Below are 20911 nucleotides of genomic sequence, written 5' to 3'. Positions count from 1 at the left end.
GTGGTCAGTGCTTTTTTTAATTGTATTTAAAGGATGATTGTATGAAAAAATGGATTACGATTTTAGCTGCGTTAAGTGTCATTGGAAGCTTCTTGTATGCAAATCAACAATGGCTTCATATAACGAAATATACATTGGCACTCAAAAAACTACCGAAAGAAATGGATGGTCTTAAAATCGTCCAAATTTCTGATTTGCATCATGCGAAGTTCGGTCAAGGACAACAACGTTTAATTGAAAAAGTACGACAAGAAAAGCCGGATATGATTTTACTTACTGGGGATCTCGTCGATCGTTATCAATATGATTTAGATCGTAGTTTAGAAGCTGTAGAAGGCTTTGTAAAGGTCGCACCTGTTTATTATGTTGTTGGTAATCATGAAGTCTCTCTCAATGAAGTACAGACGATTACAGCTCTTTTAGAAGATATTGGCGTCCACGTACTGTTGAATCAATCTGTTCCTTATTATAAAGAAGGTGTCGCGATTGACATCGTCGGTATTGATGACCCATTAAACGGTAAAACATCAGATGAGATGTTAAAAGAAGCGCTTGTAGGAGCCAATCATGATTTTCAACTATTACTTGCCCATCGTCCAGAATTTTACGCATCATATGCCGCGCATGACATTGATTTAACGTTTAACGGTCACGCGCATGGCGGACAGTTTCGTGTACCAGGTGTAGGTGGCGTTATCGATCATCAATTTAATTTATTTCCAAAACATATAGAAGGTGTAGAGTACCATGCGCAAATGACGCAAGTAATTAGTAGAGGTCTCGGCAATAGTCGGGTGATGTTAAGATTGTTTAATCCACCAGAAATAGTTGTTACAACGTTAGTGTCCAAATAGTTGGGCACTTTTTTTATATACTTAGAAAAAGTACTTGACATCATCTATTATTCTAAAATAGCAAAAACATGGACTTTTTAGCGTTAAATCGTCTAAATGATGGATATTTGCGTAAAATCTTTGGATTTGATTGACGATATTTGAAAGTCGTTTACAATTTAATTGAGAATGATAATCAATTATATATTCAAGGGGGATGTAAACATGAAGAAAGTATGGCTTATGCTATTTGCAGTGGTGATGATATTTGCGCTTATGCCACAACAAGAAGGTCAAGCAAAACTGAAGGACGGTACGTATAAAGTACAATATAACGTGATGCATAGTAGTCGAAATGCTGTATCGTATGGCAATGACTATTTCCAAAAGCCAGCAATTGTAACGGTGAAAAAAGGTAAGATGACCGCTAAAATTACGATCAATCATAGCAATTGGGTGAAATCTTTTAAAGCAACGACAGGTGGCAATAAAGTCGTGAGCAAAAATAAAAAGAAAAATACGCGTACAGTGAAGTTTAAAGTGAACTCTTTAAGTTCAAGTAAAATGACAAAGGCAAAAATGCGCGTTGAAATTCCATCGAATAATTACTACCACAATTACACAGTGCGTTTGAAATTCGGTTCAGTTAAAAAAATCAAATAGGACATCAAAGACGGGGGCAGCATGGGCATGAAAAAAATGGTCGTAATGTTACTTGCAGTGGTGATGATGTTCGTATTGATCCCACAACAAGAAGGTCAAGCAAAACTAAAAGATGGCACATATAAAGTGCAGTATACAGTGATCAATGGAAGTAATCATTCAGTGTCTTATGGAAATGATTATTTTGAAAAGCCGGCAATCGTGAATGTGAAAAATGGCAAGATGACAGCGAAGGTTAAAATTAACCATAGCAATTGGATTACAAAATTTAAAGCAACGACGGGTGGCAACAAAATCGTTGCACGCAACAAAAAGAAAAATACATGTACTGTAAAGTTTAATGTGAAAACGTTAAGTGCTAGTAAGCCAACACCTGTAAAAGTGCGTGTTGAGATTCCGTCAAAAGATTATTTTCATAACTACACGATTCGCTTAAAATTTAGCAAAGTGAAAAAGGTGAAGTAAATGAAAAAATGGATGTTAAGCATCATCGTAGCATGTATCGCTCTATTAGCAGCATGTGGGAATGAAAAGACGTCTGAAAAAGCGGCTGAAGCGTCGAAAGAGACGAAAACAGTTGTCGCTGGGACGATGGTTATCGTTAATATTTTAGATGAACTAGGCGTCGATTCTGTCGTAGGTGTACCAACGACGGAATCAACAATGCCAGCGCGTTATAAAGGTGTGAAAGAAATTGGGAATGCGATGAATCCAGATATGGAGATCGTCAAATCACTTAATCCAGATGTATTTATTTCCGTAACGACATTACAAGATGACATTGAACCGACTGCAAAATCCGTTAATATGAACGCGGAGTTTGTAGATTTACAGGGCATTCCACAATTACAACAAACGATTCGTGATTTAGGGAAGCAATTTAACCGTGAAAAAGAAGCAGAAACGTTAGCAGCTTCTTACGATAAAAAGTTAGCGGAAGCGAAAAAGTTTGCAGAAGGTAAAAAGAAACCGAAAGTGCTCGCGATTTTAGGGGTACCTGGCAGTTATTTAGTCGCAACGGAACATTCGTATATCGGTAGTTTAATTACAGCAGCAGGCGGTGAAAATGCGATTCAAGGACCTTCAGAAGAATATTTAGCGTCCAATACGGAATACTTACAACAAAGTAAGCCAGATATCATTTTACGCCTTGCGCACGGTATGCCAGATGAAGTAATGGATATGTTTGATAAAGAATTTAAAACGAATACAGTATGGAAACATTTTGACGCTGTGAAAAACGAGCAAGTTTACGATTTAAAAGAACCGCTGTTCCAAACGACAGCGAACTTACAAGTCAATGACGCGCTCGATTACTTACAAGACATTTTTTATGAAGGTCAATAGGGGAGCATTATGACAAAAAGGATTGTTAGTTTTATCGCCGTCATTGTGCTATTGCTCGTGACGATTTTTTTCTCAGCCACGACAGGTAGTGTCAATATGGGAATCGGCGAATTTATACGTGCGATGTTCGGGGAAGAAAATCCGGACTGGGCAGTTATTCAAGATTTACGTTTTCCACGGATCATCATTGCTATTTTTGCTGGTGCGGCTTTATCGGTTGCCGGTGCGTTATTGCAATCGGTGATGCGTAACCCGTTAGCAGATGCAGGGGTTATCGGTATTTCCGCTGGTGCGAGTTTTACGTCGATGTTTATCGTCACGTTCGTACCGACATTATTTTTCTACACGCCGTTATTCGCATTTTTAGGTGGGGCACTCGCTTGTTTCCTCGTATTTATTTTATCGTGGAAATCGGGGCTCGAACCGATGCGTTTAATTCTTGTCGGTATTGCGATTAGCGCTGTTTTTACAGGGTTACGTGAAGCATTCATTATGATTTGCAGCTATATGAATGTAACAATTGATGGTTCGCTTACATCGAATATGACGATGAAGACGTGGAGCGAAGTAGAGATTATGGTGACGTACGGAACGATTGGCCTCGTTTTATCGCTACTACTCATTAAATGGAGTAATTTATTAACGCTTGATGATAAGACAGTCAAAAGTTTAGGGTTTCCACTGACGACTGCGCGCGTGTCCATCGCCGCGGTTGCAGTATTGTTATCAGCGATTGCAACGTCGGTTGCTGGTGTCATTTCATTCGTCGGTTTACTCGTGCCACATATTGCGAGAAGACTCGTCGGTAATGACTATAAATATGTCATTCCGTTTTCAATGTTAGGCGGTGCGTTACTTATTTTAGTAGCGGATACGTTAGGACGTACGCTCGTTGCACCGCAAGAAATTCCATCGTCTACATTGATGGCCATTATCGGTGGTCCATTCTTAATTTTCTTATTGCGAAGAGGTGACGCTAAACGATGAATATTCAAGACGTAACGTTATCGTATGACGGCACACGCAATCATTTAAACGACGTGTCTACGACGATTCCGAAAGGGAAGATTACGACGATTATCGGGCCGAATGGTAGCGGGAAATCGACGCTACTCGGTGTTATTTCGCGTAATTATCGACCGACGACAGGTCACGTAACGCTGGAGGCTAAAGATATTTTTGATTTTAAACCGAAAGCGTTCGCGAAAAAATTGGCCATCGTCTATCAACATAATACGACGCCGGAACAATTGACGGTTGAGAAGCTCGTGGCGTTCGGTCGCGTGCCACATCAACATTTTATGAAACGGGCGAGCGTCGAGGACGAAGAAGCGATTGATTGGGCGCTTAGTGTGACAAACTTATTAGAAAAGCGTGAACGACCGCTGACAGCACTTTCAGGGGGTGAACGTCAGCGTGTGTGGATTGCGATGGCACTAGCGCAACAATCGGATATTTTATGTTTAGACGAGCCGACAACGTATTTAGATATTTATTATCAGCTGGAATTACTCGATCTTGTAAAACAATTAAATGCGACGCACGGTTTAACGATTGTCATGGTATTGCATGATATGAATCAGGCGCTTCGTTATAGCGACAACATCATTATGATGAAATCTGGGGAGATTGTTGCTGAAGGTGCGCCACAAGACGTCGTAACGGTCGAAAGTGTGTACGATGTGTATCAAGTGCAATCGCGTATTTACAATGACGAGCAGTTCGGTATGATGATGATGCCGGTCAAAATTTAAATGAAAAGAGGATTTGCTTATCGCAAATCCTCTTTTTTCGTGCCTAGCACGCGAATAATCGAAATGATACCAAATAAAACGATTGGCACGCCTAAATATAAGATGAAGTTGACGCCGAGATCTAATGAGCCAAGCGCAATAAAAGCTACGCCTGCTAGTAGAAATGATAAATTGATAAAGAACGCACTTTTTTGTGGCACGTCTTGCGCTAAAAATTTACCGACGACCCAATATTCTGTGATGCCAAGCACAATTCCGGCTACGAGCATTAACGCTGTAATCATGATGTCATCTTCCTTTCTTTTGTATACATACCCAAATTAAAAAGCGTAGAATCATCTACGCTAATGGTTTTCTCCGCTGTTCTAAAATTGTCGGTAACGTCATACCGGCTAGTACGATGACAATACCAAGTACTTGAATGAGCGTCAGTTGTTCATGTAAGACGATGACTGATGCTAAAATGGCGACAGGTAATTCCGTTGCACTTAAAATCGAAGCTAAAGCGCCACCGACTTTCGGTACAGCAATCGAGAATAATAAAATCGGTAAAATAATCCCGAAGAAGCCGAGTGCTAAACCGTAGTACAGTAAATCTGTCGTAAACAATGTACCTGTATAAATAATTTCTGGTGATTGGAATACGCTTATAATGACTAATGAGAAAAAGGCCATAATCGTCATGCGTGAGATAGGATTCACACCGTCTACTTGTTTTGAGTTAAATTGCATGAAGCATGCGAAGCTAATCGCTGAAGCGAAACCGTACGCCCAACCGCGCCAATCTAATCCTGCAATATCTGCGTCGATTAAACCAGCAGCTAAAATCGTACCGATAATTAAAATAATCATCGAAAATACTTCTGAACGTTTCGGTTTGCGGCGATGTACCGCACAATCTAACAATACGCCAATCCATGTGAATTGGAATAACATCACGACAGCAACTGAGGCTGGTAAGTAGTGAACGGCTTGACCGTAAACGATACCAGTTGTCCCAGTTAATAAACCACCGATGCATAAAATAAGAAAGCCCTTACCATTTAATTTCGGTAAAGAGCGTTGAGTGCAAATAAATAAAATGGCGGCTAAGAAGAAACCGACCGCGTATTGCGATGTCACAGCTTCAGACGTTGAGAAACCATCGTGCATCGCAACTTTAATAATCGTCGATAAAATACCGTACGAGCTTGAGGCGAGGACAATTAACAGCGGATAAAGTAATAGTTTGTTCATTGTTGTTCTCCTCAAATGATTTTCCTTTTATCATCATAACAATTCTCCTTATAATGAAAAAGGACATATGTCCAGAAAAGAGTGACGTGTATGAAAATCATTCAAAATGATGAACGACTTCAAGAAAAATTAGCGACTTATCATTTCAATCATATTTTCCCTCAGCTAGAACGCGTACCGTTCGTGCTACAACACTATGATGCAGATGAAGCGATTTTAAACGAAGGTGAAAACATTCCGGCGTTGCTTTATTTAGTAGAGGGCAAAATTAAAGCGACAGGAAGCGTTGGCAATGGCCGTTCGTTACTTCTTCGTTTTAGCCACCCACTTGCGGTGATAGGCGATATTGAATTCGTCCGTCATATTCCGGTACAATCTCAAATTACTGCGGTGAGCGATTGTCTATTTATCGCGGTATCGTTCCAATATTTACGAAAATACGAAATGGATAATGCCGCTTTTCTACGACATTTACTGACGCATGTGACGTATAAATTGCAGACGAATACGGCGGCATCTCGCGTGAATTTGCTCGCACCTGTCGATCAACGTTTTGCGAGTTATTTGTTGTCGGTAATGGAAGGCAACCACTTTGCGCTCGATATGCAATCAGCGACGGTAAGTGATTTAGCCGAATTGCTCGGCACGTCGCATCGCCATTTAAATCGCGTTATTAAGCATTTAGCGGAAGCGGGTATTATCGAACGTGATCGACGAAAAATTCGTGTGCTAGATGAAGCAGCGCTCGAACAGCTTTCAGAAGGTGTTCGATATGAATAAAAGGCTACCCCGAGATGGCGTAGCCTTTTTGTTATACGTTTTTGACTAAATGATCGAATTCTTCACCAATGATCATCCACGGTTCCGAATAAACGAAGCCGACACGTTCATATAGCGCGCGAGCACGTTTCTTTTGTTGTTCGACACTTAGCGATACTTTTGAGTAGCCTTTTTGTTTTGCTGCCTCATCAGCATAATGCAAGAGCGCTGTGCCGACGCCGTGTCCACGGTATGCTGGGTCGGTACAAATCGTATCGATGTAAAATTCATCAGGGCGTGCTTCGATTTCAATAACCGGCACCGTCGCACCTTTTGCTCGTAGCCATTTTTCTAAGTTGCCATCGAGCGTAGGGGCTTGGTCACCACCGTAGACGACCATAATGCCTGCAAAGTTATCATCGACTTCTGCAACATATGTATTTAAGTATGAATGGCGATTGTCAGTGCGGGCAAATAACGTCGCAAGTGCCTCTAAAATACGTGTTGGATCGGTTTCTCCTGTTAAATGGTCAGCGATTTCTCCGATGGCATCGACGATTAATGGCGCTGCAAGTACACCATCTTCTGGTTTTGCTTGACGAATATTGACAGTCATAGTAATCCTCTCCTTTATGAATGTAGTATAGCAACTGTCGTCACAAAAATCGAATGAAGGCATCTATGCTGATTTTCACATTTTCACAACAATTCACGTATTTCTTTTTCGAGTTACTTTTAAGTTACGAATCTTCTGTGGTACGATAATAAGACCATTAAATTTAAGGAGTATAGTTAATGACACAGTCCAAGAAAGAATTCGTTTTATTATATGGGGACGCATTTGTTGATTTTATTTCAAATGATCGAACAAACACACAGTTTACGAAGTTTTTAGGGGGAACGACAGTTAATGTCGCAGCGGGTGTGGCACGTATTGGCGCACCAGCCGCATTGATCACACTCACAGGGGATGACGAAGTTTCTGAATTCGTACGTCAAGAAATTACGAAAGAAGGCGTCAACTTAGATTATGCAAAACTCATTCCTGAAAAACGCGTAACGAGTGTCGATGTTCACTTATTGGATGGCAATGAGCGCATGTTCACAAACTACATCGATGAAACGCCGGACTTACAAGTAGAACCACAACACTTAAACGAAGAAGCATTTGAGAAAGCGTCTGTATTTAGTTTTTGCTCAAATACGATGTTCCACCCAACAGCGCTTGAAACGACGAAAAAAGCCGTTGAATTAGCGGTTGAACATGGTGCGTTACTAGCGATGGATGCAAACATTCGTCCATTACGTTGGGAAAGCCCACAACAATGCCACGATACGATTGCACAATTTTTATCAAAAGCGAATTTATTAAAAGTAGCGGATGAAGAGCTGTTATTTTTAATGGAAACGGACACAATTGAAGCAGGTATTCAAAAACTTATCGCGCAATACGACATCGATGTGATTATGGTAACGATGGGCGCAAATGGTGCGTACGTTGTTATGAATGGCGAAACGCGTCACGTACCGTCAATTAAAATTACGTGTGTCGATACGACAGGCGCAGGCGATGCGTTCATGTCAGGTATGCTACGCCAAGTACATTTACATGGCATGCCGAAAACGATGGACGAAGCATTCAATTACGTTTACTTTGCCAATCAATTAGGCGCAATGGCAGCGACAAAATCAGGTGCGATTACAGCGATGCCACATTTAAAAGATATTCAAGATTTAATTAAAGCATAAACAAGCGATGGCATTTTCCCATCGCTTTTTTTATGCTTAAAAATGTAATGTAAATGTTTCATGCGATGCATGTTTTTCATCGTTTTCATCAAATACCGTACTCGTGTTTATTTGCCAAATCGACGCTTCGTTATTGGCAATGTAACCGATGTTTCCTTGTTTGATTTCACCAGGTTGAATCAAACCTGTTAAATGATCTAAATAAATGTCACGCTCGAACGTTTGTGTATCCTTTTGTGCGGTAATTGTAGCGACAGGAGAAAATTTGAGCGCTTCTGTTCCTCGATTTTCAATCGTCACAAATGCTTTCACGATATCAAAAGTTTCGGCTTCTACGAGCGGGTGGAAATAATCAATCATGCTATAGGCAGGTTCTAAATGAATGCGTTTTGTATCATATATCGTTAATCTAATGTTGCCAATATCAATTACTTGTTGATGAAAATTCGCTTTTTTGAGTGTCATAAAACCTTTTTCCGTTTGAATCGTATCACCAGTTTGTAATAGCGTGCGGTCATCAGGTATTTGGGGGTTACCTGGATAGCTTTTCGCGTAATCTTGATTTTCAGGTGTGGCAACATACGAGGCATTTACTTGTGTTGCTTGCTGTTGTTGGCAACCTGCTACTAACAGCGTTCCAGTTAATAAAAATATAACAAATTTCATCTGTGTGCCTCCGGTTATTGCATTGGTTTGTCTTGAATCGGCGTTTTTGATTTGCCGTTTTTTTCTAATAAATTAAAGATGATTTTTGCTTGGTCAGTATTGTCGAGATGACCTGCAAATTGCTCTGATTGTGGACCGTATGCATAGACGTTTACATCTTCACCTGTATGGCCACCTGTCGTCCAACCTGTATTAGAACGTTCGTTTGCAATTTGCTCAATTGCATTATCAATATCCTTTAATTTAGTTTTAGACGCAGCATTTTGAACACGCTCGATTTCTTTTGGTGTTAATTCTAAATCAATGTATTTCTTTAATGTCGTCTCTACGTCTGCGCCAGCCGCAATTTGAGCTGCTAAATAATCGGGGGTTCTTTTAAATGCAGTGAGTACCTCTGGGTTCCAGTTGTAATCGCCATTGGCTGCGACTGAAAAGCCACCTGTTGAGTGATCAGCTGTGGCAATGACTAAGGTATTTTTATCTTTTTTCGCATAATTAATCGCTTTCTGGAAGGCAGCATCGAAATCCTCCATTTCACTCATCGCCGCAACGATGTCGTTATCATGACCGGCCCAATCAATTTGGCTGCCTTCTACCATTAAGAAAAAGCCGTCTTGATCTTTTTTCAATTGTTTTAAAGCCGCTGTCGTCATATCTTTTAGCGATGGTGTGTCACTTGCGCGGTCGATTTTTTTATCTAATCCACCATCTGCAAATAAGCCGAGTAATTGGGGTTTTTTATTTTTTTGAAGAGCGGCTTTCGTTGTTACGTAATGAAAGCCTGCTTTTGAAAATTCCTTTGTTAAATCGCGATCTTGACGAACAAAATTAGATTTACCACCGCCTAGTAGGACATCTATTTTATGTTTTCCTTTTACGAGTTCGTCAAAATAATCGTCTGCAATGGCATCCATATTTTTACGTGATTCATCGTGGGCACCGAATGCTGCTGGGGTAGCATGTGTAATTTCAGACGTTGCTACGAGGCCTGTTGATTTGCCGAGTTCTTTCGCGCGTTCTAATACGGTTTTGACAGCAGTTTTATCGTTATCGACCGCAATGGCACTGTTGTAAGTTTTAATACCTGCAGACATGGCTGTCGCAGCGGAAGCGGAGTCTGTCACATTTTGTGAAGGGTCTTCTGGATACGTCATCTGTTGGCCGACTAAATAGCGATCTAATGTTGTTTGAGAAACGAATTGTTGAAGAGGTTCCTGCTGCATATAACGATATGCGGACGTATAGGAGGTTCCCATACCATCACCGACTAAGAAAATAATATTTTTTGGTGTTGTGGGTTTTGATTTTGCATGTGCTGTATGTGTCGTCGTTAGTACACTCGTTGTTAACACGGCACTTGCAAGAAATGAGGTCATTTTTTTTGCTGGAAATTTCATATAAATTCCTCCTTTAATGGTATAAAATAACTTTATCGAAACATTATGAAGCACGTGTAGGAGCTATATAAAGTATGTGTAAAAAAATGTGATGTTTGTAAAGAATTAAGAGGAAGCACGTTTACTCGCTAGTTTTTTTTCATTAGAAGCAGGAGAAGTCAAATATTTTGCGCGTGCCGAAAATCCATTTTTGGCGGCTTCGCCCGACAAAAATTAGTTGAGGTCGTGCCCGCGGCAAGCGTCTACCCGAAATGAATCACTATTTTTGCATTAAAAAACGCATCATTTTCTATATTAGAAAAATGATGCGTTTTTTATATGTTGGCTAATGAGCTACTAAATCGTTTCAAACTCTGGAAACTTTTTCGCGTCGATGTCATCGATATTACCATCATCAATATTGACCTCATGGAGCGCGCCTTTGTACATAAACTTAAATACACCGTTATCAAAATCGGTGCCGAGTTCTTTAAAGAAAATCCCTTCGCATACGACGTGCTCACGTGATACGAACGACACGTAATAACGATCGCCATCTTTAATTAAATACGCACGTTCCCCGTTCTCAAATTTCGCATCCTCTGCACCGATAACTTCACGCTCTACAGAGACGACGTGTAGATCGACAAATGGTAAAGCTTTCAACAATAAATTAACGAAAGAACCTTTCGTAATTTCTTCCCAACGACTTTGCGCTGTTTGACCGATGACAACTTGGGTAATATTTAATTGTTGGCACACTTCAGCGATGACACGTTGAATCGGTCGTTGTTCATCATCGCGCACAATAAATTCTTCAACTTCTAATTCCTCTGCTAAAGTTGTCCACAGTTTTAAATTTTCAAGTTTTGTGGCGTTAAATTCATCCACAGGTAAGCGATCGACCGTTAAAACGTACAATGGACAATCGAGCATATGCGCAATTTCATGACCTCGACGCATTAATCGTTCACCGTTTGGACCGTAGTACACACATACTAAAATACTTTCATTCATTCTGCCACGTATATATTTCAAAAAAATCCCCACTTTCTTCAAAAGTCGTCATTTATTTAGCCGCGACCACTGTTTTGAAATGAAAAACAGGCGCTATTTGTGTATAATTTTTAGTATAAAAATAACATAAAAAAGATTATTTTTGTATGAATTAGCATGAAAATAAAAAAGAAAGTAGTTGATTGAGAAGGGAGAAACGCGTTTGTGACGATACATATTGCGATTATATTGCCGCTTCTTATGGCGGCGTTCATACCATTTTTACACCACTATATTACGAGGAAATGGATCGGCTGGTTTGTACTTGCTGCGCCCATTACCGCGTTCATCTTACTCGTTCGTTTTATACCACACATTGCCTCCGGTGAAACGATTACCTACACGATCAATTGGATGCCATCCCTCGGCATACAGTTTACGACGTACTTAGATGGTTTAAGTATGTTGTTTAGTTTGTTAATTACCGGCGTCGGGACGCTCGTCGTCTTTTATGCCATTTTCTACTTATCCACAAAAGAAGCACTTCATCATTTTTACTGCTATTTATTATTATTCATGGGCGCGATGCTCGGCGTCGTGTTCTCAGACAACTTAATCGTTTTATATGCGTTTTGGGAGTTGACGAGCGTATCGTCATTTTTACTCATCGCATTTTGGCATCACCGTCGCGCATCACGACATGGCGCGCGTAAGTCGATGCTCATTACGGTCACAGGCGGTATCGCCATGCTCGCAGGCTTTTTAATGCTATACGTCTTAACCGATACATTTAGCATTCGTGAAATTATTGCGCAAGCGTCGACGATTTCAACGGAACCGTTATTTATCGCAGCACTACTTTGCATTTTACTCGGTGCATTTACGAAATCGGCTCAGTTCCCATTCCATATTTGGTTACCACAGGCGATGGAAGCACCAACGCCAGTAAGTGCTTATTTACATTCAGCGACGATGGTGAAAGCCGGCATTTATATCGTCGCGCGTATGACGCCAATTTTTGCGTATCATATGAGCTGGTTTTGGATTGTCACATTTGTCGGGCTTATTACGCTGTTTTGGGGTTCGTTTAACGCCGTCAAACAGACCGATTTAAAAGCATTACTCGCATTTTCAACGGTCAGCCAACTCGGCATGATCATGAGCTTATTCGGCATGGGTTCGATTGCTTATCATATCGACGTGCCGACAGAAGCGATTATTTATGCAGAAGCGTCGTTCGTTGCGCTGTTCCACCTTGTGAACCATTCTACGTTTAAAGGTGCGTTATTTATGATGGTCGGTATTATTGACCACGAAGCGGGGACACGTGACGTTCGAAAACTTGGTGGCTTAATGACGATTATGCCGGCGACGTTTACAATCGCCGTTATCGGTAGTTTATCAATGGCTGGGCTACCACCATTTAACGGCTTCTTAAGTAAAGAAATGTTTTTAACGTCAGCATTAGAAATGACGTCGATTGACACATTATCGCTTTCAACGGTGACGGCTGTGATTCCAATAATCGCTTGGGTGGCGAGTGTGTTTACGTTTATTTATTGTATGATCATTATTTTTAAAACGTTCCTTGGTCAAAAAACCGAATTGTTGGCGGTGCGTAAAATTCATGAAGCGCCAATCGGTATGCTCATTTCGCCGTTCGTCCTTGTCGCATTCGTCATCGGTATTTTCTTCTTCCCGAACGTGCTCGTTAAATACGTGCTCGCACCAGCGATGTTAAGCGTATTTCCAACATTGGCACCGATGGAAGAACTTGCACCGAAAGTGTATGCATGGCACGGCTTTAATACCGAGCTATTGATGACAATCGGCATTATCGTATTCGGTTTACTGCTTTATATGACGCTTTCAACGTGGCGCCGCATTTACGATGCGTTCCCACAAAAGCTAACGTTGAATAGCTTATTTGATCGAGCACTCGTTGAAAGTGTGACGGTCTCATCATTTATTACGAAGCTCTATATGACGCGTTCATTCCGCCATTATATGTTGTATATTTACGTGTTCGTCATCGTCGTCGTCGGAAGCTTTTTCATTTGGCAAGATACGTTCCGCTTTAGCGTTGCGAACAATGCGACCGTTCACATTTACGAAGTACTACTCGTCTTCGTTATGGCGATTGCTGCAATTGCGATGTTATTTGTGAAGTCACGTGTTACAGCGGTCGTATTAAACGGTGTACTCGGCTTCGGTGTATCGATTTTCTTCGTTATTTTCCGCGCACCGGATCTAGCGTTGACGCAATTAATCGTTGAGTCCGTAACGACCGTCTTGTTTTTACTATGCTTTACATATTTACCAGAATGGAAGCGCGAACGTTCAACAGTTCATGTGAAAGTAACGAATGCGATCATTTCAGTGGCGGTCGGCATGCTCGTCGTCGCGGTCGCGTTATCGGTGATTTACTTTAATGAATTTAAAACGATTTCGTCATATTTCGAAAATGCATATGAACTAGCTGGCGGTAAAAATATCGTCAATACGATTTTAGGAGATTTCCGTGCATTCGATACGATGCTAGAAGTGGTCGTGCTGTGCATTGCGGGGCTCGGTGTGTATACGATGATGAAATTTAAAGCAAAAAAAGGAGGCGATCATGAATGATGAGAATTAATGATGTCATTTTACGAACGGTCGCCCGTTTTATCGTCTTTATTATTTTAACGCTTGCAATTTATTTGTTTTTTGCAGGGCACTATTCACCAGGTGGCGGTTTTATCGGTGGGCTCGTTATTGCGAGTGCCTTCGTTTTACTATATGTCACGTACGATATTGAAAAAGTGAAAGCGGGTATTCCGATTGATTTCAAAGTGCTCGCGGCCATCGGTGTATTTTTAGCGGTCGGCACTGGATTTTCATCGGTACTGTTCGGTCATGATTTTTTAACGCAAGTAGCGAAAGATTTTCACATTCCGTTTTTAGGTGAAAAAGAACTCGGTACGGTCATGATTTTTGAATTAGGGGTAGCTTTAACGGTCGTCGGCGTCGTCATGACGATTATTGTGAGTATTGCGGAAGGGACTGAAGATGAATGGAAACGATAATGATTTTGTTAATCGGCGTACTCATTAGTGTCGCGACATATTTTGTGTTGTCGCGTAATGTGACGCGCATCATTTTAGGTACAGCTTTATTGTCCCACGCGGTGCATTTACTCATTTTAACGATCGGTGAAGTGAAAAAAGGAGAGGCACCACTACTCGGAAATCAAACAGCAGACGGGCCTTATACAGATGCATTGCCACAAGCGCTCATTTTAACAGCGATTGTCATTAGTTTTGCGGTGACTGCGTTTGTGCTCGTGCTCGCATTCCGTACGTACAAAACGAATGGTACAGACGACATGGAGCAACTAAGAGGTGATGAACATGAATAACTTAGTCGCAATGCCACTCGTTTTACCCGTGCTCGTCGCGGTAGTATTAATCTTTTTCAGGCATTCGCCAATCGTTCAACGCGTACTCGTCGTTATGACGATGTTTGCATTAATCGCGATCAGTAGTGTGTTGCTACGTGACGTGCATGAAGCAGGGATTCAACGACTCGACTTCGGTGGTTGGGAAGCGCCGTTCGGTATTTTATTCGTCGCCGACCCACTTGCTGTGTTGCTCGTGCTCGTCGCGAATATCGTTACGCTTTGTTGTATCGTTTACGGTTTTCGTTCGTTTACACTAGCGTATGAAAAGATGTTCGTTTATCCATTGATGCTTCTCATGCTTGCAGGGGTGAACGGTTCATTTTTAACAGGCGATATTTTTAATTTATTCGTTTGTTTTGAAGTGATGTTGTTAGCATCTTATGCATTGATTACACTCGGTAGTCAAACGATTCAACTACGAGAATCACTGAAGTACGTCCTCATCAATATCGTCGCATCATGGCTGTTTTTAGTGGCGATTGCCTTTTTATACGGCACACTGGGGACGCTTAATATGGCACATATTGCCGAGCGTGCGCAACAAGTCGGCGCGGACCCACTGATTACGACAGTCGCGCTACTACTACTCGTCGTCTTTGCTTTAAAAGGTGGGCTACTATTATTTTTCTGGCTACCAGGTTCCTACAGCGTACCACCTGTACCGATTGCAGCGATGTTTGGGGCATTGCTGACGAAAGTCGGGGTATATGCGATTCTCCGTACGTTTACGTTAATGTTTACGACGCATGCTGCAGTGACGCATACGCTCATCGGTATGATGGCGATGTTGACGATTGTGCTCGGTTGTATCGGGGCGCTCGCTTATCGTGATTTACGCCAAATTGCAGCGTTCAACGTATTAATCGGTGTCGGCTTCGTATTGCTCGCAGTCGGTGCGAACAATGAAACAGCCTACGCAGGTGCTGTCATTTATACGATGCACGACATGATTGCGAAAGCGTTATTGTTTTTAATTGTCGGTACGATGATTTATGTCACAAATCATACTGCTTATACCGATATGAGTGGACTGATTCGACCGTATCCGATATTTGGGTGGCTATTTTTTATCGTCATGTTGGCGCTCGTCGGGGTACCACCGTTAAGTGGATTCCCAGGGAAAATTTTAATCGGGGAAGGCTTAATTGCATCGGGCAACTACGTCATGCTTGCAGTTGGCTTTGCATCGAGTGTCGTCGTGTTGTACGCACTGTTACGTGTATTTCTACAGTCGATTTTCGGTGAAACGATTATTCCGAAAGAAGAGAAAGTACGATTGCCGAAAACGATGCTCGGTGTCATGGCTGTACTCGGTGCATTGTCGATTGCATTAGGCGCAGGGGCAGAGCTAATGATGCCATACGTATTAGATGCGGCAAATGTGTTAGCCAATCCATCTATTTATATCGAAGCGATTTTACAGCGGGAGGGGTGAGTGAATGGCATTACAATTTTTATTAAATTTATTTATTGCTGTGCTATGGATGTTGTTAAAAGATGAAGAATCGATTCAGTTAACGACGTTTTTCACAGGCTTTTGTATCGGTATCGTCGTGCTATACCTTATGCATCGCTTTTTCGGTACTGCCTTTTACTTACGCCGCCTGATCGCCATTATTAAATTAATTTTACTGTTTTTCAAAGAGCTCGTCTTATCGACATCGCTCGTGTTAAAACAAGTGATGAGTCCCAAAATGGATATTACGCCAGGGATTTTCACGTATAAAACGAATTTAAAGTCGGAAGCAGAAGTCACGGCGCTTGCGCTATTATTGACGCTCACACCTGGCTCGGTCGTCATCGATATTTCACCGAATAATGATATTTTTTATATTCATGCGACCGATATGGGGAAAACGCGTCAGTCGATTTTAAAATCGATGGACTCATTCGAACACGCTATTAAGGAGGTGACGCGCAATGATTGACAACATGCTGTGGATTTCTCTGATCTTTTTCTCGATAACGATTTTAATTTGTCTTTACCGAGCGATTAAAGGGCCGTCGCTACCAGACCGCGTCGTCGCACTCGATATGATCGGCGTGAATTTATTGCCGATGATTGCCATCATTTCGATTTTACAGCGCACGACAGCTTATTTAGAAGTCATTTTAATTTTAGGGATTTTGTCGTTTATTGGCACAATTGCATTTTCAAAATTTATTGAGCGAGGTGTCATCATTGAACGTAAATCTAATCGTTGAAACAATCGCTGTATTTTTCATTTTCTTCGCCAGTATCATGAGTGTCATTAGCGCAATCGGCGTGCTGCGTATGCCAGATGTGTATACGCGTTCTCATGCCGCAACGAAAAGCTCGACACTTGCGGTGTTATTATCACTTATCGGTGCGTTCATTTATTTAATTGCGTCAACGAATTATGTGAGTATCCGTTTATTGCTCGGCATCATTTTCGTATTTTTAACTGCACCGGTTGCTGGTCATTTAATTACACGTGCTGCGTATCGTTCCGGCGTAAAGCTGTCGGAGCAATCTGGAGAAGATGCGCTCTATGATCAAATTTTTGATGAACATGGCAAAAAAAGAACAATAGAACGCCGAAAGGAAGCCGATTCATAAGGCTTCTTTTTCTTTTTGTCGCAATTGAAACCCTCTCCCTAGCTATCTCATGAAAAAATAACATACAATAATAGTACCAATATCAATTCAAGGGGGAATCGGTATGCATATCGCATTATTCGGTGCGACAGGACGTGTCGGAAACGTTTTTTTAACACGTGCACTTGCTGAAGGGCATACGGTAACAGCGCTCGTACGGGACGTTGCAAAGCTAACGCCGGCACCTAATTTAAAAATCGTACAAGGCGATGCAAAACAATATGACGACGTTGCGAAAGTGATGACAGATGCAGACATCGTCGTCTCATCTCTCGGAACCGATCAAACGACAACGTTAACGGAATCGATGGCACATATGATTGACCTGTGCGTGAAACTTAACATTCGCCGAATCGTCTCTATTGGCACGGCAGGTATATTAGACAGCCGATTAGAACCAGGCAAACTTCGCTACGATTCGATTGAATCACGTCGTGCGAAAAAGTTTGCAGCTGAGGAACACGCACGTGTCTATGATATGTTGCGTCAGACGAGCTTAGATTGGACAATCGTATGTCCGACCGCATTACCAATCGGGGAACGAACAGGTACGTATCGTGTAGAAGCTGATTTATTACCTGAAGATGGAATGCGTATATCCGTTTATGACACTGCCGATTTTACGTACACTGTAATGACCGATCACCTATTTAGTGAAAAGCGGGTCGGCATTGCGTATTAACAGATTATAGGATGTGTTCGCTTTTATGAAAAAACATAACAAATTAGCGATGTTAGCCATCTCTGTTGGAGTAGCGCTAGGATATAAAAAGCAAAAAGAAGGCCCTGAACCGACGTGGTTCCGTGCTATTCAAGACCAAGATTTAAAAGCAGTAAAAAAATATATTGCGCGTGGCCAAAACATTCATGCAACGAATCGTCGAGGTCGTACCGCGCTCATGATGGCTACATACAATCATCACGTTGAATTAGCGGCGTTATTAATCGACGCCGGCGCCAACGTCAATCAACAAGACAATATGAAAAACTCGCCGTATTTATATGCGGCAGCTGAAGGATACGTCGACATTTTGACGTTGATGAAAGGGAAAATAGATCCGCATGTAACGAATCGTTACGGGGGCATCGGATTAATTCCTGCGTGTGAACGTGGCTCGGTCGAAACAGTCGAATGGATTTTAAATAATACGGCGAGTAATATCGACCACATTAATCATTTAGGGTGGACAGCGTTACTTGAAGCAATCATTTTAGGCGATGGTTCGGCTAACTACAAGCGCATCGTTGCACTATTACTTGATGCTGGCGCCAACCCGAACATTGCAGACAAAGATGGCGTCACACCGCTAGAACATGCCGAAAAAAGCGGTTATAGTGAAATTTCAAAACTTTTACAACGTCATCATAAAACGCTTTAAAACGCATGCCCGTAACATTTGACTCTAAAAAATGGCAAAAAATTCTGACCGATTTAGAAGTTTTTATTCGACAATAAAGGGTATACGTTATATAATAGAGTCAATAAAGAAATCGGTTCATCGTAATTAAGGCATTCACTCACTAGAAGGGAATTGTTTAAGGCGATTCCACTTTTCAGTGAGTGAATTTTTTTTACCAATTGAAAGAGATCTCTATTATTATTATTTTTTAGGAGGTCATTACACATGACACAAGGTACAGTTAAATGGTTTAACGCAGAAAAAGGCTTCGGCTTCATCGCAGTAGAAGGCGGCGACGATGTATTCGTACACTTCTCAGCAATCCAATCTGAAGGTTTCAAAACTTTAGAAGAAGGCCAAAAAGTTGAATTCAACATCGAAGAAGGCAACCGTGGTCCACAAGCAGCAAACGTAGAAAAAATCTAATTGCTGATAAAGAAGTTGGGATTTCCCAACTTCTTTTTTTATGCAAAAAATTCGTCATACGTCAGACCGTTTCAAAAAGGATGATAATCTTCTATAATAGGATATAAGCAATTTTCAAAATATTGAAACGTATCGACATGCATGATGAGGGGAGCGTTTTAGCGATATGACGATTTCTAATGGTGGTAAGCGTACAGACCATATCGAAGGAGATGTAGACATTTCAAATTTAAGCGAATTAAAACAAGCATACATCGAAAAAGCGAAGGAACGTTTGCCACGTTATTATTCACCAGATAAACAAGTGAAACTACAACATATGACACATGAAGAAATTTATCAACAAGGGTTGCCACGTGAAATTTTATGGAAAATGGTCGAGTACAATTTAAGTGCGAAAAATGGCATTTCAACGAAACGTATGTGTACGATTGTCGAGCATATCGATTATTTAGCATCACAATACGTCACATACCATGCACGTATTCATCGCGACTTTGATGAACATGAACGAGAAGAACAGCTCGAACAGTTGCGTACGATTTTTAACCGCAGCTTTGAGCGTATGACATCTGTATTTGTCGATGGTATTGGGGATTTCTTCGCACGAAATGAATTGCCGAACGAAGGGCCGTTATTGTTTGAATCTATTCAAGAGCTGTATCGCCGTAAAATTTATCAATACGCAGAGTACGTTCGTCTTCACGACGATTACGCACAAATCGTTGGGACGGAACACGAATGGTTGCTGCGGGATTCTTATTTTATGGGGGATATTTTACGCCTCGTAACCGTTCAACATGGTACGACGCTACCAGACCGTTTATATAGCGAAGATGAATTAATTGCTGTTGCCGCATTTTATCAATCGGCACGTAAATGGCTCATTATGCAAAAATCGACGGCTGTAAGTGAAGAACAGCTCGGCATCGAACTCGGTATTTTCGCGATGAAAACGCAAGTGCTCATTGAACACCCGAAAATTACAGCAGGGTTACGTGAAAAATTCCGCATCGCCTATCATTCATTTTATGAGTATAAAGTGAATGATTTAGACAAACGTCAACGCGAAGAATTTCAAAATCCGTATGCGACGGATAAACGTTTGTATGGACCGATTGATCGTGAAGCGGTAAGCTTGTGGACAAATAAGTTACATAAGTTGGCGATCGCACATGCGATTGAACCGATTTTTACGAATGTCGTACACGAAGCATTTGAAGTGTTTGATGAAAAAGTACGTCAAGGTAGCCACTTAGAACGTTATCAAGATTCGAACGAATGGTATCGCTTTAATCAGAAGAGCCCGACGATTGGTGCAGAGGCAGATGCGTTTACGTTACAGTTGCGTATCGCTGATTGGAACAAGTTCCTCGGAATTATTAAAGCAGAAGATTTTTGGTTTTTCGACTTAAAATACTAGTTTTTTGACGAAAATACGTTTTGATTAAAAAAGAGCAGGGTAAATAATAAGTAATCCTTAATAGAAAATGCGAAATTAGACCACATCGTTGGCTTATTCATTTTTTCTGAATAAGCGAATAACACTTACACCTATATGCTTTCTGTTGAGGAACGTATACGACAGCTAGAATCACCTATAGTCTAGTGTTGTCAAATAGACGTTAGCTCTTCCTTTTCCGATCA

Annotated in this window: 25 protein-coding genes; 19 read left to right on the top strand and 6 right to left on the bottom strand. The window is 41.2% G+C overall.

The window, feature by feature from the left end; genetic code table 11:
• The first annotated feature begins 41 nt into the window (after positions 1-41).
• From KMHG_RS15905 to KMHG_RS15880, 6 genes are all read left to right on the top strand, one after another.
• Positions 42-854: a metallophosphoesterase gene (locus KMHG_RS15905; protein WP_010291020.1), complete on the top strand. Its 813-nt coding sequence runs from the start codon at positions 42-44 to the stop codon at positions 852-854.
• A gap of 204 nt (positions 855-1058) precedes the next feature.
• A complete protein-coding gene (locus KMHG_RS15900; RefSeq protein ID WP_010291017.1) occupies positions 1059-1496 on the top strand; it encodes an NEAT domain-containing protein in 438 nt (145 codons plus the stop codon).
• A gap of 27 nt (positions 1497-1523) precedes the next feature.
• Entirely contained in the window at positions 1524-1961 is a 438-nt protein-coding gene (locus KMHG_RS19190; protein ID WP_044505000.1) for an NEAT domain-containing protein, read from the top strand.
• Positions 1962-2843 (top strand): heme ABC transporter substrate-binding protein IsdE, encoded by an 882-nt coding sequence (isdE, locus tag KMHG_RS15890; RefSeq protein ID WP_010291014.1) that lies wholly within the window; start codon positions 1962-1964, stop codon positions 2841-2843. It abuts the gene before it with no gap.
• A gap of 9 nt (positions 2844-2852) precedes the next feature.
• On the top strand, positions 2853-3830 hold the full coding sequence (locus tag KMHG_RS15885) for a FecCD family ABC transporter permease (RefSeq protein WP_010291013.1): 978 nt from the start codon (positions 2853-2855) through the stop codon (positions 3828-3830).
• Positions 3827-4597 (top strand): ABC transporter ATP-binding protein, encoded by a 771-nt coding sequence (locus KMHG_RS15880; protein WP_010291012.1) that lies wholly within the window; start codon positions 3827-3829, stop codon positions 4595-4597. The genes KMHG_RS15885 and KMHG_RS15880 overlap by 4 nt, the downstream gene beginning before the upstream one ends.
• A gap of 17 nt (positions 4598-4614) precedes the next feature.
• Here KMHG_RS15880 and KMHG_RS15875 read toward each other — a convergent pair whose 3' ends face one another.
• Positions 4615-4881, bottom strand: coding sequence for a hypothetical protein (locus KMHG_RS15875; RefSeq protein WP_010291010.1), 267 nt, complete (start codon positions 4879-4881; stop codon positions 4615-4617).
• A gap of 55 nt (positions 4882-4936) precedes the next feature.
• Positions 4937-5833 carry an EamA family transporter gene (locus tag KMHG_RS15870; protein ID WP_010291009.1) on the bottom strand — a complete coding sequence of 299 codons (897 nt, stop codon included), beginning with the start codon at positions 5831-5833 and terminating at the stop codon, positions 4937-4939.
• A 90-nt stretch (positions 5834-5923) separates the two neighbouring features.
• Between KMHG_RS15870 and KMHG_RS15865 the strand changes: the two genes are divergently transcribed.
• Entirely contained in the window at positions 5924-6613 is a 690-nt protein-coding gene (locus KMHG_RS15865) for a Crp/Fnr family transcriptional regulator (RefSeq protein WP_010291008.1), read from the top strand.
• Positions 6614-6644: 31 nt separating this feature from the next.
• On the opposite strand, the gene KMHG_RS15860 is transcribed toward KMHG_RS15865, so the two are convergent.
• Positions 6645-7208, bottom strand: coding sequence for a GNAT family N-acetyltransferase (locus KMHG_RS15860; RefSeq protein WP_010291007.1), 564 nt, complete (start codon positions 7206-7208; stop codon positions 6645-6647).
• A 179-nt stretch (positions 7209-7387) separates the two neighbouring features.
• Here KMHG_RS15860 and KMHG_RS15855 point away from each other — a divergent pair, with 179 nt between their 5' ends.
• Complete coding sequence (locus tag KMHG_RS15855) at positions 7388-8341, top strand: carbohydrate kinase family protein (RefSeq protein WP_010291004.1); 954 nt, start codon at positions 7388-7390, stop codon at positions 8339-8341.
• A 36-nt stretch (positions 8342-8377) separates the two neighbouring features.
• On the opposite strand, the gene KMHG_RS15850 is transcribed toward KMHG_RS15855, so the two are convergent.
• The 3 genes from KMHG_RS15850 to KMHG_RS15840 form a co-directional block, all read right to left on the bottom strand.
• Complete coding sequence (locus tag KMHG_RS15850; RefSeq protein WP_010291002.1) at positions 8378-9007, bottom strand: hypothetical protein; 630 nt, start codon at positions 9005-9007, stop codon at positions 8378-8380.
• Positions 9008-9021: 14 nt separating this feature from the next.
• On the bottom strand, positions 9022-10404 hold the full coding sequence (locus KMHG_RS15845; RefSeq protein WP_010291001.1) for an alkaline phosphatase: 1383 nt from the start codon (positions 10402-10404) through the stop codon (positions 9022-9024).
• Positions 10405-10740: 336 nt separating this feature from the next.
• The gene (locus KMHG_RS15840) at positions 10741-11421 is read right to left on the bottom strand and encodes a universal stress protein (protein WP_026022149.1); all 681 of its coding nucleotides are present in this window, start codon (positions 11419-11421) and stop codon (positions 10741-10743) included.
• A gap of 183 nt (positions 11422-11604) precedes the next feature.
• Here KMHG_RS15840 and KMHG_RS15835 point away from each other — a divergent pair, with 183 nt between their 5' ends.
• The 11 genes from KMHG_RS15835 to KMHG_RS15785 all read left to right on the top strand — a co-directional run bounded on the left by KMHG_RS15835 (position 11605) and on the right by KMHG_RS15785 (position 20687).
• Positions 11605-14004, top strand: a complete 2400-nt coding sequence (locus tag KMHG_RS15835; RefSeq protein WP_010290999.1) for a Na+/H+ antiporter subunit A — start codon at positions 11605-11607, stop codon at positions 14002-14004.
• Positions 14004-14444, top strand: coding sequence for a Na(+)/H(+) antiporter subunit B (locus KMHG_RS15830; RefSeq protein WP_026022148.1), 441 nt, complete (start codon positions 14004-14006; stop codon positions 14442-14444). The genes KMHG_RS15835 and KMHG_RS15830 overlap by 1 nt, the downstream gene beginning before the upstream one ends.
• The gene (locus KMHG_RS15825) at positions 14432-14776 is read left to right on the top strand and encodes a Na(+)/H(+) antiporter subunit C (protein ID WP_010290997.1); all 345 of its coding nucleotides are present in this window, start codon (positions 14432-14434) and stop codon (positions 14774-14776) included. The genes KMHG_RS15830 and KMHG_RS15825 overlap by 13 nt, the downstream gene beginning before the upstream one ends.
• Complete coding sequence (locus tag KMHG_RS15820; protein ID WP_010290996.1) at positions 14769-16253, top strand: Na+/H+ antiporter subunit D; 1485 nt, start codon at positions 14769-14771, stop codon at positions 16251-16253. Before KMHG_RS15825 ends, KMHG_RS15820 begins: the two co-directional genes overlap by 8 nt.
• Before the next feature lie 4 nt (positions 16254-16257).
• The gene (locus tag KMHG_RS15815) at positions 16258-16746 is read left to right on the top strand and encodes a Na+/H+ antiporter subunit E (RefSeq protein ID WP_010290995.1); all 489 of its coding nucleotides are present in this window, start codon (positions 16258-16260) and stop codon (positions 16744-16746) included.
• Complete coding sequence (locus KMHG_RS15810) at positions 16739-17023, top strand: Na(+)/H(+) antiporter subunit F1 (protein ID WP_010290994.1); 285 nt, start codon at positions 16739-16741, stop codon at positions 17021-17023. The genes KMHG_RS15815 and KMHG_RS15810 overlap by 8 nt, the downstream gene beginning before the upstream one ends.
• Entirely contained in the window at positions 17001-17399 is a 399-nt protein-coding gene (locus KMHG_RS15805) for a Na+/H+ antiporter subunit G (protein ID WP_010290993.1), read from the top strand. Before KMHG_RS15810 ends, KMHG_RS15805 begins: the two co-directional genes overlap by 23 nt.
• Before the next feature lie 103 nt (positions 17400-17502).
• On the top strand, positions 17503-18120 hold the full coding sequence (locus KMHG_RS15800) for an NAD(P)-dependent oxidoreductase (protein ID WP_010290991.1): 618 nt from the start codon (positions 17503-17505) through the stop codon (positions 18118-18120).
• Positions 18121-18145: 25 nt separating this feature from the next.
• Entirely contained in the window at positions 18146-18817 is a 672-nt protein-coding gene (locus KMHG_RS15795; RefSeq protein WP_010290987.1) for an ankyrin repeat domain-containing protein, read from the top strand.
• 246 nt (positions 18818-19063) lie between these two features.
• Positions 19064-19264 (top strand): cold-shock protein, encoded by a 201-nt coding sequence (locus KMHG_RS15790; protein WP_010290986.1) that lies wholly within the window; start codon positions 19064-19066, stop codon positions 19262-19264.
• 166 nt (positions 19265-19430) lie between these two features.
• Positions 19431-20687: a hypothetical protein gene (locus tag KMHG_RS15785; protein WP_010290983.1), complete on the top strand. Its 1257-nt coding sequence runs from the start codon at positions 19431-19433 to the stop codon at positions 20685-20687.
• Positions 20688-20911 lie beyond the last annotated feature (224 nt).

The organism is Kurthia massiliensis, assembly GCF_000285555.1.
Lineage (GTDB): Bacteria > Bacillota > Bacilli > Bacillales_A > Planococcaceae > Kurthia > Kurthia massiliensis.
Note: the sequence above shows the minus strand (reverse complement) of the source record. Positions and strands in the feature narration are given on the sequence as shown.